We start from the raw sequence: 13747 nt of genomic DNA, 5'->3' as shown, positions 1-13747 counted from the left end.
TTTGAATTCTTCGGGATAACGCGGGTTGCTCATGGCACCTCCTAATGGACCGTATTATGAGGCCTGGAGGTGTCTACGAAACTAGGGGCGATTCAAACTGTTTCGTGACGAGTGCGAAATTTTTATGGCTACCGACGGTGAGCAAGCGTTGCAGACCTGCCGCACCGTATTGCCGGATCTGGTACTGCTTGATGTGCATATGGATGGGCTGGACGGCCACGAGGTATGCCGTCGACTTAAAGACGATCCAGAAACACGCGACATCCCGATCATCTTTGTTACCGCTCAGGGCGAAGAGCAGGATGAAGTGCGCGGTTTTGAACTGGGTGCGGTGGATTTTATCGTCAAACCGATCAACCCCGTGATTGTAAAAGCGCGGGTTAACACCCACCTGACGCTTAAGCAGCAAACTGACATCTTGCGCTCCTTCGCGCTGTTGGATGGCCTGACAGGTGTTGCCAATCGACGTAAATTCGATGAAGAGCTGGCTCTTGATTGGCGGCAATGCCAGCGAGAGCAAGCGCCGTTGTCAGTGATCTTGATTGATGTTGATCACTTCAAACGTTACAACGACCGTTATGGCCATCTACAAGGAGATGCTGGCTTGCAGGCTGTTGCCAAAGCACTGGGTAGTGCTATCAGGCGACCATACGATTTATTAGCGCGTTATGGCGGCGAAGAGTTTGCCTGTGTGCTGCCCAATACCAATCTGATTGATGCCGTAAAGATTGCTGAGTGCATGCTAGAGAGCGTGCGGGCGCTCAAGCTTGAGCACTTGGATTCTGCAGTCGATCAGGTACTGACTGTTTCGCTTGGGGTGGCGACTATTGTGCCGACTGCTGGGACTACATCCGCAACGGTTGTAGCGGAGGCTGACCGGCAGCTCTATCAGGCCAAGCAAGCGGGGCGCGCTCGCGTTAGTTCGTGCTCGCTGGCTGATATGCAGTAAGGCCGATATAACCTGCACCTTCTTTTCCGGCGCAGCACCCGTTAATTCAGCAAGTTTAGACCGGGTGCTGGTGCTCTAACTGTCCCGCGTCGTTTCTCTACCTGTGGCGTTAGCGGCTCAGACGTTGCAACTCACGCCGCACCATCTGCGCATAAGCGGCAGGTGTGAGGGCATACAGTTCTGCTGCTACCCAACTCAACCAGGCTCCACCCCGTTCAGTTTTAGCGGCTAGCAGGCGCAGTGCTTCGGCTTCGGCGCGGGCATGATTGGCTTGATGAAACGCCGCGCGAGACGGCCGCGCGGCGTTTTCGTTGGCTTCGCCCATAACGCAGTGGCCGTGCCGGTTTACGCCGGCTCGGCGACATCCTCGTTGCGATCCATGGCCACTTGGCGAATCGACAGGCGAATCTCTGCCGGCAGCACGCGCTTGGCCGCGCCTTCAGCCAGTTCGCTGAGCAGCGGGTGGTGGCTGAGCTTGCCGGCTTCGTCCTGACGCAGCACGCCCTGGTCGAGCAGGCTCTGGATAAAGTGGCGGAACAGGCTCTTGTCGAAGAACTCCGGGGCGTTGAGGCCATGCAGGATCGACAGGCGCTGGGCCATTACGGTGCAGAGGTCTTCCAGCTCTTCGGCGCTAATCGCGTTCTGCCCGGCATTCAGCAGCAGGGCGGTGGCCATGTAGAAGCGCTGCAGGGTCTGCACGATGGCGCGGGCCAGCAGGGTGAGCAGGACGAACTCGCGCGAGCTTGGCGCCGGGCGCACGTACATGTCGCCATCGAGCTTGAGCAGGCCCTGTTCAACGAAAGCAGCCAGCCACTGATCGACCACGCCGTCCAGTTCATCCAGGTTCCAACGGATAAACAGCTCGGCTTGCAGGTAGGGGTAAAGCGCGCGGGTAAAGCGCAGGATCTGCTCGCGGCTCATCCGGGCGCTGCTCTGGAAGAAGCTCGCCAGCAGCGCCGGCAGGGCGAAGATGTGCAGCACGTTGTTGCGGTAGTAGGTCATCAGAACGGCGTTGTGCTCGTCCAGGTAGAGGATCTTGCCGAGGGCGTCCTTCTGTTCGGCGAGCAGGTCCATCTTCTGCACGTATTCGATCAGCGTCTGGCCGTTGCCGTCCGGCAGGGTGGTGTGCGGCGAGTAGGGTACGGTGCGCAGCAGGGCTAAATAGAGATCGAGCACACGCGCCAACGCGCGGTCATCCAGCGCTAATTTGCTGGTGGAGAGCAGCGCCAGGGCCACCAGGTTGACCGGGTTGATCGCCGCCGCCTCGTTAAGGTGCTGGGCCACGCGCTCGCCAAGGTTATTGGTGGCTTCATTAAGCCAGGCCGGGCGGTACTGCGTGCCGTAGTCCTGCTCGCGCCAGTCGGGCTGCTCACTGTCGAGGAATTCGGCGAGCTTGATTGGCTCGCCAAAGTTGACCCAGACATGGCCAAAGCGCTGCTTGAGCGCGCCGATGACCTTGAAGATGTCGAATATCGACTCCTTCTTCTTGCTCGCGCCGCGCAACTCGCCCAGGTAGGTGCGGCCTTCCAGGACGCGCTCATAGCCGATATACACCGGCACGAACACCACCGGCAGGCGGTTGCTGCGCAGGAAACTGCGCATGGTGATGGCCAGCATGCCGGTTTTCGGTTGCAGCATGCGCCCGGTACGTGAACGCCCGCCTTCAACGAAGTATTCGACCGGGAAGCCCTTGCTGAACAGGGTATGCAGGTATTCGTTGAACACTGCGGTGTACAACGGGTTGCCCTTGAAGGTGCGGCGCATAAAGAACGCACCACCACGGCGCAGCAGACCGCCGATCACCGGCATGTTGAGGTTGATACCGGCGGCGATATGCGGCGGCGTCAGGCCGTTGCGGAACAGCAGGTAGGACAGCAGCAGGTAGTCGATATGGCTGCGGTGGCAGGGCACATAGATCACCTCATGGCCCTGAGCGACTTCCTGCACGCCCTCGATATGGTTGACCTTGATGCCGTCGTAGATTTTGTTCCAGAACCAACTCAGCACCAGTTCGAGGAAGCGAATGGCGGTGTAGGTGTAGTCCGAGGCGATCTCGTTGCCATAGCGCAGGGCCTGGCTTTCGGCCTTCTCCAGGCTGATGCCTTCACGCTCGGCCTCTTCGATGATCGCCTGGCGAACCTGCGGGCCGTGCACCAAGCCTTTGACCAGGTTACGACGGTGCGAGACGTCCGGGCCGATCACGGCGGCCTTCTGATTGCGGAAGTGCACGCGCAGGATGCGCTGGACCATGCGCAGGGTGCGCTCGTGGCCTTTGTCCTGCTCGACCAGCTCACGCATATGGATCGGCGTGGAGAATTGCACGCGGGTTTTGCGCCCGAGAATCAGGATACTGATCAGGCGGCGCAGACGCCCGGTAACCGCCCAGCTGTCAGCAAATAGCAGCTTCCACGGGCTGGTTTCACGGTCGGGCGACTGGCCCCAGAACACGCTGACCGGAATGATCTGCGCATCGTCCACTGCATGCTGGCTCAGCGCGCTGACCAGACGCTGCAAAGTGGGCGAGATGCCGCGTTTGTCCTGACGGCCGAGCCAGTCGGGCTCTGGCGTCAGGTAGAAGAACGCCGCTGGCTCTTCCAGGTTACCCACCGTGACCGGCAGGACTGGGCGCGGTAGCCCGGCCTTGCGGCACTCCGTATCGACCACTGCCAGGTCACTCAGCGACGGCTGCTGCAGCACGTAGAACACCGGCTTGCTGCGGTCGAGCTTGAGGGTAAAGGCCGACTGGTTAATGGTTTCCGAGCGTACCCAGAGGTACAGCACTCGGCGCAGGGTGCCAAAAACGAGACGGCGGAGCGGAGATCGGGTCATACGGAGTCTGCAGGCTTGAAAACGAGCATTTGCTCGGGGGGCGTAGTGTGCCGGATCAGTTGGCCGGCGGCAAAAATCTTCGCGGGATTAACGACGTTTAGCGGCAGACGGACTGCAACGTCTTCGGGCGTGGGCGGCAGCCGTCTATGAAATATTTCTCCAGGGGTTGTAACAGTCGCTGATCGGCTCCGTCTATTGGGCCGAGGGAGCCAATTGGCTGCCACTGTTAACGATTATTGGAGAGTTGCCATGAAACATCTGAACACTGTTGTTGCTTCCTTGGGTGTAGCACTGCTGAGCAGCGCTGCGTTTAGCGTGCAGGCCGCCAGCAATCCCTTTGCTGCGCAGGAATTGAGCAGCGGTTACAGCTTGGCCGCGGTTGAGAAAACCGCTGAAGGCAGCTGTGGCGAAGGTAAGTGCGGCGGTGAAATGAAGAAGGCCGAAGGCGAAGGCAAGTGTGGCGAGGGCAAATGCGGTGGCGAAGCCAAGGCTAAGGCCGATGGCGAAGGTAAGTGCGGTGAAGGCAAGTGCGGCGCTGACAAAGCCGAATAACTGAGATTCAGGGGCAGGATATGCAGGCAGATTTCGTCAATAGTGCCGGGCTGGGTTTGCGTCGCGGCTTGCTCGGCGCACTACAGGAATGCAGCTCACACGATCTGGATTTCCTAGAAGTGGCACCGGAGAACTGGATCGGTGTGGGTGGCCGCTTGGGTAAGCAGTTGCGTGCCCTGAGCGAACGCCTGCCGCTGCTCTGCCATGGCCTGTCCCTCAACCTCGGTGGTTTTGCCCCGTTGGATATTGAGCTGCTTAAGGCCATCAAGGGCTTTCTTGATCTGCATGGTGTGCGCGGTTACAGCGAGCATCTGTCGGCCTGCGCCGACCATGGGCAGTTGTATGACCTGATGCCGCTGCCGTTTTCCGAGGAATCGGTGCTGCGCATTGCCGAGCGGGTGCGCGTCGTGCAGGACGTACTGGAGCGGCCGTTGATCATCGAGAACGTGTCGGCCTATGCACAGCTGCCGGGCGAGCTGGATGAAGCTGCGTTTGTCTGCGCGGTGCTGGAGCGAGCCGACTGCCAGCTGTTACTGGACGTGAACAACGTCTTCGTCAACAGCATCAATTTCAACTTCGATGCGCAGGCGTATATCGCCAGCATGCCCAGTACGCGCATCGCCTATCTGCATGTGGCCGGGCATTACGACCAGGCCAGTGATCTGAAGATCGACACCCATGGCGCGCCCGTGATCGACCCTGTGTGGGCGTTGCTGGAGCAGGCCTATGCTGTGCATGGCGTGCGTCCGACTCTGCTGGAACGCGATTTCAACTTCCCGCCGATTGCCGAGTTGTACGCCGAGGTGGCGCAGATTCGCCAGCTGCAAGCGGCTGCGGCTCCTTTGCGGAGTTACGGAACATGAGTGGCGTCGAAGCACAGCGCGCTTTTGCCGCGCGTATTCGCCAACCGGCAGAGCAGCCGCTGCTCGACTGCATCAGCGTCGAGCGTATGGCGGTGTATGAAGCGCTGTTTTTCAACAATATCGAAGGCTTTATCAGCGGCGCCTTTCCGGTGCTGCACCGGCTAATCGAGGCCAGCCGCTGGCAGCGCCTGGTGCGCAGCTTTATCGCCGAACATCAGGCGCACACGCCGTATTTTCTGCAGATCAGTCAGGAATTTCTCGCCTGGTTGCAGCAGGGCTATGTCGCTGAGCCGGGTGATCCGCCGTTTATCCTCGAACTGGCGCATTACGAATGGGTCGAGCTGGCGTTGGATGTCAGCGAGGCCGAGTTGCCGGAGCAGGGCTGGTCGCTACTGGCCTGGCCGCTGGCGTATCAGTGGCCAGTGCAGCGCATTGGTGTCGACTTCCAGCCAGCCAAACCTCCTGGCGAGCCGACTTGTTTGCTGGTCTGGCGGGATGGGCAGGACAAGGTGCGCTTTATGCAACTGAGCCCGTTCGCCTATCAACTGGCGGTGCGTCTACAGGCGGGTGCAGAGGCTAAGTCGGCGTTGTACGACCTTGCCCAAAGCCATGGCTTACCGGCGGACAAGCACTATTTCAGAAACGCCCAAATCCTGCTGGATGACTGGCAAAGCCAGGGTATCTGGCACCTTTAACCCCACGTATATCGACCCCGGTGCCGTACACCGGCTTGTGGAGACTCATCATGCTGAGCTTATTCAACCGACTCCAGGACGCCCTGGACGCTACTCGCCGCCTGGATTTCATTGGCCCCCTGCTGCTGCGCCTGTATCAGGTGCCGGTGTTCTGGATGGCTGGCACGCACAAATTGGCGGATATCGACGCGACTGCCGCCTGGTTCGGCAATCCGGACTGGGGCCTGGGTTTGCCATTCCCCGAGCTGCTGGCCTGGGCCGCCGCCTTAACCGAGGCGGGTGGTGCGCTGCTGTTGTTGTTCGGCCTGGCGGTGCGCTGGGTGAGCATTCCGCTGATCGTCACCATGCTGGTGGCGATCTTCGCCGTGCACCTGCCCTTCGGCTGGCAGGCGATTGCCGATGCCAGCGCGCCGTTCGCCAATGAGCGGGTCATGGGCTCGGTAGAGAAAATTGCGCGGGCCCGCGAGCTGCTCAAGGAACATGGCAATTACGACTGGCTGACCAGCAGCGGCAAGCTGGTGGTGCTGAACAACGGCATTGAGTTTGCCGCCACCTATCTAGTGATGTTGGTGGTGCTGTTTTTCAGCGGTGCCGGGCGCTGGCTAAGCCTGGATTACTGGCTGGGCAAGGCATTACGCAAACAATCTTGAGTTAAACCTGGCCCGCCGCTGCAAGGGCGTGCGGGCCGTTGGCAAAGGCCGGTCTAGAGCAGTTCTCACTGCTTATAGGCAAAGGAAGTAAAAAGTTCCGCTGTAATCAAATATTTATATATCAGCAACTGCCGTGAAATATCCCGCCGCCAAGATTCCCTCCAGCACGAACGAGCCCCAGCGCTCGGGTGTTTTCAACACTTAAAAGTCCATTTAGAGGAATCTTCGATGATCCGTAAGCACAGCTTTCGTGGAGTAATGGCCGGCTTCGCAACCAGCGCTCTGGCCCTGGCCGTTTCCGCCCAGGCTTTCGCCGGTACCGTCAGCACTGACGGCGCCGATCTCGTGATCAAGACCAAGGGTGGCCTGGAAGTCGCCACCACTGACAAAGAATTCAGCTTCAAGCTGGGCGGTAAGCTGCAGTGGGATGCCACCAATTTTGACGGCTTGATGGCTGGCCGCCAGACTGATCCCTTCGATGACACCTTCAACACGTTCATCCGCCGCGGTGAAATTGGTCTGGAAGGCGTGGCTTACAAAGACTGGGGCTGGGGCGTACGTCTGTCCTATGACGGTTATGAAGGCGGTACTGATGTCGATCGCGCTTACATCACCTACACCGGCTTTGACATCGCAGACATAACTGTAGGTCGTTTTGGTGTGGACTACGGTCTGGAAAATACCACCAGTTCGTCCTGGATCACCGCCATCGAACGCCCGTTCATGTATGACTTCCTCAATGGCGACGAAGATGCTTCCTTCGGTGTCAACGTCATGCACACCGGTGACAACTACGGCCTGATGGCCCAAGTCGCCAACTACGACAAGAAAGAAACTGACGGCAATGATGAGCTGTTCGGTTACACCCTGCGTGCCAACTGGGCGCCATACCTGAACGGCACCGACGTAATCCACTTGGGTGCTAACTATCACAGCAACAATCCAGACGATAACGGCTCCAGCGTACGTACCCGCATGGGTATCCGTAGCGATGACGACGCGCGTATCGCTTTCGGCAGCACGGCCAAGACCGATAAAGATGTTGAGTGGGTATTGGAAGCTGGCGCTCAGTTTGGTTCGTTCCGCGCCGCTGCTGAATACTTCCAGCGTCAGGTATCTGGCGAGACTGCCGGTGGCGTTGATGCTGACGTAGATGCTAGCGGCTACTACGGCCAAGTTTCCTACATGATCGGTGGCGCTCGTGGCTATAAAGCCGGTGTGGGCAAGTGGGATAAGCCAACTGATATGAAGGGCACTTTTGAAGTTTTTGCGCGCTATGAAAGCAGCACCATTGATGCAGACCCAGCTGCTGTTCCAGGTCAGCTGATGAGCGGTATCGTGGGTGTTGTTGCACAGAATACCAACAGTGACTTCACAGCTGATGCGGTTGTGGTCGGTGTCAACTACTTCGCCACGCCAGCCGTGCGCATGAGCTTGAACTATGTTGACTACCAAGTTGACAACATCAACACCAATGCCAGCGTTGTTAAGAATGGTAAGTCCTACAAAGTAGAAGACGACGGCAAAGCCATCGTAGGCCGCCTGCAGTACGTGTTCTAAGCAACACCGCTTAACTGCTGCTCCTATCTTTGAGCCCCGCCTAGTGCGGGGCTTTTTTTCGCAATTTTTATGTGGAGAAGGACCGATGCGCGTTTGTGCTGTGTTGTTACTGATGGCGGGTTTGAGCGCTGCGGCCGTGGCTGAGGATTACCGTGCGGCCAAGCCTGGCGAGTTGTTGCAGGTGCGCCTTGAGCAGTTGCACCCGACTCAGGCAGTGGTGGGGTATGACCAGATTTATTACAAGCTCGGTCGGTTTAGCAAAGAGCCGAATCAACTCTTCGATGAGTATTGCGAGGCCAATGGTCAGGGCGAAAGCCGCAAGGTGCCGAAGGGCGCCAATCTGCATCAGCCGGAGAGCTTTAGCTGCCAGGGCGCTGTGGCTGCAAACAGCAGTGAGATGAAAACCGTAGTGGTCGGCCCTGAGGGGCAACTGTACTTGACCGATGGCCACCACACCTTCACCACACTGTGGGAGCAGCCAGGTGCTGGGCCGCAGCTGCAGATGTGGGTCAAAGTCACCGACAACTTCAGCGACAGCGCGGATTTGGCCAGCTTCTGGTCGCGCATGCAGACCGCCCGCAAGGTCTGGCTCAAGGATGGTCAGGGCCAGGCGATCAGCCCTGAGCAGATTCCGGCGCAGCTTGGTCTGAGCAGCCTGGGTGATGACCCTTACCGCGCGCTGGTGTACTTCACCCGTGAGGTGGCCTATGACAAACCACGTTCGGGCGACGTGGTTCCGGAGTTTCTTGAGTTCTATTGGGGTAATTGGTTGCGCGGCCAGCTCAAGCTGAGCGAGTACGACCTGCGCGATAAGGGCGACTACCGAGACGCAATTGGCGCAGCGGCCAAGTTGATGGTCGCCCTGGGTGCCGATAGCCCCGTGGGTGACAGCGGTTTCACGGCTCGCGAGCTGGGTGGTTACACCTCAGTTGATCGCAAGGAAATGGGCAAGATGGCCAGCAAGAAGTTGCCGTATATGATCGCCTACAAGGCCTCGCGCTAGGGCTGTCTGTCAGCTTCAGCAGGTGTCTGGCGCTGGGGCTTGGCGCTATAGTGCAGCCTCGCCCGACTCGCCGAGCTACTGCTGATGCTGCTGACCCGCCTGAATTCGATCCATGAGATTACAGCTAGTAACTGGGACGGATTGCTGACTGATGCGCAGCCGTTCTTGCGTCACGCTTTTCTCTCGGCCCTGGAGGACAGTGGCAGCCTCGGTGAGCGCAGTGGTTGGCAGCCGGCGCATGCAGTTTTATTGGGCGAACACAGCCAACTGCTGGCTGCGATGCCGGGCTACGTGAAAAGCCATTCCTATGGTGAGTATGTGTTCGATCACGGCTGGGCAGATGCTTGTCACCGCGCCGGCATTGACTATTACCCCAAGCTGCTCGGCGCAATTCCCTTTTCCCCGGTAACTGGCCAACGGGTGCTGGGCGCACCGGAGGCGGCCGGGCACCTGCTTGATGGCCTGAGTGACAGCCTGGAACAGCAGGGCCTGTCGAGCCTGCATATTAACTTCACCACCGAGGCCGAGAATGCCTTGCTGCAGGGGCGCGATGGCTGGCTGCAGCGTCTGGGTTGTCAGTTCCACTGGCGCAACCGCAGCTATCGGGACTTTCAGGACTTTCTCGATGCGCTCAGTTCGCGCAAGCGCAAGCAGATGCGCAAAGAGCGTGAGCAAGTGGCGGGGCAGGGCATCGAATTTGACTGGCGTGAAGGCCATCAGCTCAGCGAGCTGGAGTGGGATTTCGTCTATCTGTGTTACGCCAATACCTACCGCGTGCGTGGCCAGTCGCCCTATCTGACGCGCGCCTTCTTCAGCCTGCTGGCCGAGCGCATGCCTGAGATGATCCGTGTGGTGCTCGCCCATCAGGCCGGTAGACCAGTGGCCATGGCCTTTAGCCTGGTTGGCGGCGACAGCCTGTACGGGCGCTACTGGGGTTGCCTGGCAGAGTTCGACCGGCTGCACTTCGAAACCTGTTTCTACCAGGGCATGGACCATGCCATCGCCAATGGCCTGCAACGCTTCGATGCTGGCGCCCAGGGCGAGCACAAACTGATTCGCGGCTTCGAGCCGGTCATCACTCACTCCTGGCACTACCTTTGCCACCCCGGCCTGCGCGCCGCCGTGGCGAACTTCCTCGCCGAAGAACAGCAGGGTGTGCGCGGCTATGCCGAGCAGGCCTGCGAGTTGCTGCCGTATCGGCAATAGCGCCTCTGCTCGCGCAGTTTAGTGGCGCGACAACTACGCTCAGAGCATGTCCGCTGCTACGCGAGGTGTGCTGTGAGTGTATTTGCCTTGGTCGATAAGCTCTGGCTGCTGCCGGGCGTGGCGGTCAATCTGACCCTGTTTCTGAATATGCTCGGCGCGCTGTTGCTCGGCCTGCTGGTGGGGTATGAGCGCTCCTATCATGGCCGGGCAGCGGGTATGCGCACCTATGGCATGGTCTGCATGGCCTCCTGCGCGTTGACGGTGCTCTGCGTATACCCGCAGCATTGGTTGGGTGATCACTCATTGGGTAGTGTCGACCCGACGCGAGTGATTCAGGGTGTGGTCACCGGCATTGGTTTTCTTGGCGCCGGGTTGATCATGAAAGACGGCATGAGCATCAGCGGCCTGACCACGGCGGCGTCGATCTGGGCCTCTTCGGCGATTGGTGTGCTGGTCGGCGTCGGCTTCTATGGCGCGGCGGTGCTGCTTAGCCTGATTTCCGCCGGGTTGATGATGTGGGGCGCCAAGCTGGAAGCGCGACTGCCTTCGCGCCCGGCGATTGCCATTGTGCTGCGTTTCGCTCCTGGCTTTGTGCGCCCGCATGAGGCGCGTTTGCGTGAGATTGCCCGTACGCGCGGCTACGTGATTGCCGGCGGCTCGTTCACCGTGAGCTTCGATCAGGGCCAGCTGGAGTGGCGCTTTGTCGCCGTTGCGGTGGACGGGCAGAAGAGCGCGCGGATCAGCGATATGGCCGATGAGCTGGCGCAGCTGGAAGGCGTGGCGAAGTTTCAGATGGCCCATGCACGTAACTGAGCTTCGCCAGTCCGTTCTTAAAGCCTATTCACGATCTCGCGAGCTAGAGTCCTGTTTTTAACGCCGCAGGGCCGACGCGCAGCAGATCGTGAACAGGTTTTAATCGACGCCGACAAAACCTCCGGTCTGATGCTGCCAGAGTCGCGCATAGAGGCCGCCCTGGGCGATCAGCTGACTGTGGCTGCCGGTTTCGACGATCTGCCCCTGATCAATCACCACTAGGCGATCCATGCGCGCGATGGTCGACAGGCGGTGGGCGATGGCGATAACGGTCTTGCCATGCATCAGGGTATCCAGACTTTCCTGGATGGCTGCTTCGATTTCCGAATCCAGCGCCGAGGTAGCTTCGTCCAGTACCAGGATCGGTGCGTCCTTGAGCAGTACGCGGGCGATGGCGATGCGTTGCCGCTGGCCGCCGGAGAGTTTCACCCCGCGTTCGCCGATCTGCGCGTCGAAACCATGGCCGCCCATGCCGTCGTCCAGTAGCGGGATAAAGCTGTCGGCGCGGGCCTTGCGTACGGCGTCGAGCAATTGCTCTTCGCTGGCGCCAGGTTTGCCGTAGAGCAGGTTGTCGCGGATTGAACGGTGTAGCAGCGAGGTGTCCTGGGTAACCATGCCGATTTGCGCGCGCAGGCTTTCTTGAGTCACCTCGGCGATGTTCTGACCATCAATGAGGATGCGCCCGCTCTCCAGGTCGTAGAGGCGCAGCAGCAGGTTGGCTAGAGTGGATTTACCGGCGCCGGATGGGCCGACCAGGCCGATCTTCTCGCCGGGTGCCACCGTCAGGTTCAGACCGGCAATTACCCCGTGACGCTTGCCGTAGTGAAAGTGAATATTGTCGAACTGCACGGCGCCCTGGCTGACGTGCAGCGGCTTGGCCTCGGCCTGGTCGAGCACCTGGCGCGGCTGGACGATGGTCTGCATGCCGTCCTGCACGGTGCCGACGTTTTCAAAGATGCCGTTGACCACCCACATGATCCATTCAGCCATGCCGTTGATGCGGATCACCAAGCCAAGCGCCAGGGCAATCGCGCCAGTGCTGATCAGTTCCTGGCTCCACAGCCACAGCGCCAGCGCGCCAGTGCCGACGATTAGCAGGCCATTGAGGCAGGTAATCAGAAAGTCCAGGGTGGTGATGATGCGTGATTGCAGGCGGAATTTCTCAAGCAGCTCCTGCATGGCATCGCGGGCGTAATGCTCCTCAACCTGGGTGTGGGCAAACAGCTTGAGGGTAGTGATATTGCTGTAGCCGTCGACCACTCGACCCATGACTTTTGAACGTGCGGCTGAGGCTGCAGCAGAACGCTGCTTGATGCGCGGCACGAAGTACCAGAGTGCCGCGCAGTAACCAATGATCCACAGCAGCAGCGGGGCAATCAGGCGCAGGTCGGCCGCTGCGAACAGGTAAAGCGCACTGGCGGCATACACCAGCACATGCCAGAGCGCGTCGACTACCTGCATGGCGGAATCGCGCAGCGAGGGGCCGGTTTGCATGATGCGTTGAGCGATGCGCCCGGCGAAGTCGTTCTGGAAGAAGTTCAGGCTCTGTTTGAGCACATAGCGATGGTTCTGCCAGCGGATCAGATTGGTCAGGCCAGGATTGATGGTCTGGTGCGTCAGCAGATTGTGCAGACCGAACACCAGCGGACGGATCACCAGCGCCACCAGCAGCATCCACAGCAGCGTGTACTGATGCTGCTCGAAGAACTCGCCACTCGGGGTGGTCTGCGTCATGTCGATCAGTTGGCCGAGAAAGCTGAACAGCGCCACCTCGATCAAGGCGGCGACGAAGCCGACCACCAGCACGGCGATCATCAGCGGCCAGACCTGCCTCAAGTAGTGGGCGTAGAAGGCCAGCATGCCGGCCGGCGGTTCGACGTCGGGGCTGGCTTTAAAGGCATCAATCAGGTTTTCAAAACGACGGAACAGCATGTCAGGCATCCTGCCTAAATCAGGGAGTAGCGCCGGATTCTAACCAGTTTGCCAGGGTGGGTGTTGCGCAGAAAAAAGCAGGAGGGCTCAAACGCGCGGAGTGAGCAGGCTCACTCCGCGGGGTGCTATCAGAGACGCTTGGCTTCAGTGATCAGCACGGGCTCACGCGGCACATTCTGATGGCCGCCACGGTTGGCAGTCGGCACCTGGGCGATCTTGTCGACCACGTCCATGCCCTTTACCACCTTGCCGAACACCGCGTAACCGAAGTCGCGCGAGCCGTGATCGAGGAAGGCGTTGTCTTTGTGGTTGATAAAGAACTGGCTGGTGGCGGAGTCGCGTACCTGGGTACGGGCCATGGCCAGGGTGCCGCGCACGTTGTGCAGGCCGTTGTCGGCTTCGTTCTTGATCGGTGCCTGGGTATCTTTCTGCTGCATGTCGGCATCAAAACCGCCGCCTTGCACCATAAAGCCTGGAATCACACGGTGGAACTGGGTGCCGGCGTAGTAGCCGCTGTCTACGTATGCAAGGAAGTTGGCGGTGCTGATCGGCGCCTTGTCGGCATCCAGTTCGATCTCGATTTCACCGAGGCTGGTGGTCAGCAGCACTTTCGGGTTTTCTGCGGCCAGCAGGCTGCCGGCAAACAGGATGGAGCAGGCTGCGAGGGTGAGTGTCTTGAACATGCGGGGTAGTCC

General features: G+C 59.6%; 13 protein-coding genes. 9 read left to right on the top strand and 4 right to left on the bottom strand.

Features of this window, described 5'->3' with window-relative positions:
• Nucleotides 1–97: 97 nt before the first annotated feature.
• Entirely contained in the window at nt 98–949 is an 852-nt protein-coding gene (locus ACIGEK_RS17950; protein ID WP_397494643.1) for a diguanylate cyclase domain-containing protein, read from the top strand.
• Between the two features lie 109 nt (nt 950–1058).
• Here the strand turns inward: ACIGEK_RS17950 and ACIGEK_RS17945 are convergent, their stop codons facing one another.
• Both ACIGEK_RS17945 and plsB read right to left on the bottom strand, forming a co-directional pair.
• Nucleotides 1059–1274, bottom strand: coding sequence for a hypothetical protein (locus tag ACIGEK_RS17945; protein WP_397494621.1), 216 nt, complete (start codon nt 1272–1274; stop codon nt 1059–1061).
• Nucleotides 1275–1294: 20 nt separating this feature from the next.
• Nucleotides 1295–3778 (bottom strand): glycerol-3-phosphate 1-O-acyltransferase PlsB, encoded by a 2484-nt coding sequence (plsB, locus tag ACIGEK_RS17940; protein WP_397494620.1) that lies wholly within the window; start codon nt 3776–3778, stop codon nt 1295–1297.
• Between the two features lie 249 nt (nt 3779–4027).
• Here plsB and ACIGEK_RS17935 point away from each other — a divergent pair, with 249 nt between their 5' ends.
• The 8 genes from ACIGEK_RS17935 to ACIGEK_RS17900 all read left to right on the top strand — a co-directional run bounded on the left by ACIGEK_RS17935 (nt 4028) and on the right by ACIGEK_RS17900 (nt 11120).
• Nucleotides 4028–4330: a hypothetical protein gene (locus ACIGEK_RS17935; protein ID WP_397494619.1), complete on the top strand. Its 303-nt coding sequence runs from the start codon at nt 4028–4030 to the stop codon at nt 4328–4330.
• Nucleotides 4331–4350: 20 nt separating this feature from the next.
• On the top strand, nt 4351–5193 hold the full coding sequence (locus ACIGEK_RS17930) for a DUF692 domain-containing protein (RefSeq protein ID WP_397494618.1): 843 nt from the start codon (nt 4351–4353) through the stop codon (nt 5191–5193).
• Nucleotides 5190–5888 carry a DUF2063 domain-containing protein gene (locus ACIGEK_RS17925; RefSeq protein ID WP_397494617.1) on the top strand — a complete coding sequence of 233 codons (699 nt, stop codon included), beginning with the start codon at nt 5190–5192 and terminating at the stop codon, nt 5886–5888. Before ACIGEK_RS17930 ends, ACIGEK_RS17925 begins: the two co-directional genes overlap by 4 nt.
• A gap of 50 nt (nt 5889–5938) precedes the next feature.
• Complete coding sequence (locus ACIGEK_RS17920; RefSeq protein WP_397494616.1) at nt 5939–6538, top strand: DoxX family protein; 600 nt, start codon at nt 5939–5941, stop codon at nt 6536–6538.
• 228 nt (nt 6539–6766) lie between these two features.
• Nucleotides 6767–8098 carry an OprO/OprP family phosphate-selective porin gene (locus ACIGEK_RS17915; protein ID WP_397494615.1) on the top strand — a complete coding sequence of 444 codons (1332 nt, stop codon included), beginning with the start codon at nt 6767–6769 and terminating at the stop codon, nt 8096–8098.
• An 85-nt stretch (nt 8099–8183) separates the two neighbouring features.
• Entirely contained in the window at nt 8184–9101 is a 918-nt protein-coding gene (locus tag ACIGEK_RS17910) for a ParB/Srx family N-terminal domain-containing protein (protein ID WP_397494614.1), read from the top strand.
• Nucleotides 9102–9185: 84 nt separating this feature from the next.
• A complete protein-coding gene (locus ACIGEK_RS17905; RefSeq protein WP_397494613.1) occupies nt 9186–10307 on the top strand; it encodes a GNAT family N-acetyltransferase in 1122 nt (373 codons plus the stop codon).
• Between the two features lie 72 nt (nt 10308–10379).
• Nucleotides 10380–11120 carry an MgtC/SapB family protein gene (locus ACIGEK_RS17900; protein ID WP_397494612.1) on the top strand — a complete coding sequence of 247 codons (741 nt, stop codon included), beginning with the start codon at nt 10380–10382 and terminating at the stop codon, nt 11118–11120.
• Nucleotides 11121–11219: 99 nt separating this feature from the next.
• Here the strand turns inward: ACIGEK_RS17900 and ACIGEK_RS17895 are convergent, their stop codons facing one another.
• Both ACIGEK_RS17895 and ACIGEK_RS17890 read right to left on the bottom strand, forming a co-directional pair.
• Complete coding sequence (locus ACIGEK_RS17895) at nt 11220–13052, bottom strand: ABC transporter ATP-binding protein (protein WP_397494611.1); 1833 nt, start codon at nt 13050–13052, stop codon at nt 11220–11222.
• 128 nt (nt 13053–13180) lie between these two features.
• On the bottom strand, nt 13181–13735 hold the full coding sequence (locus ACIGEK_RS17890) for a peptidylprolyl isomerase (RefSeq protein ID WP_304882667.1): 555 nt from the start codon (nt 13733–13735) through the stop codon (nt 13181–13183).
• Nucleotides 13736–13747: the final 12 nt, after the last annotated feature.

The organism is Pseudomonas sp. NPDC079086 (genome assembly GCF_044542155.1).
Classification (GTDB): Bacteria; Pseudomonadota; Gammaproteobacteria; order Pseudomonadales; family Pseudomonadaceae; genus Aquipseudomonas.
Note: the sequence above shows the minus strand (reverse complement) of the source record. Positions and strands in the feature narration are given on the sequence as shown.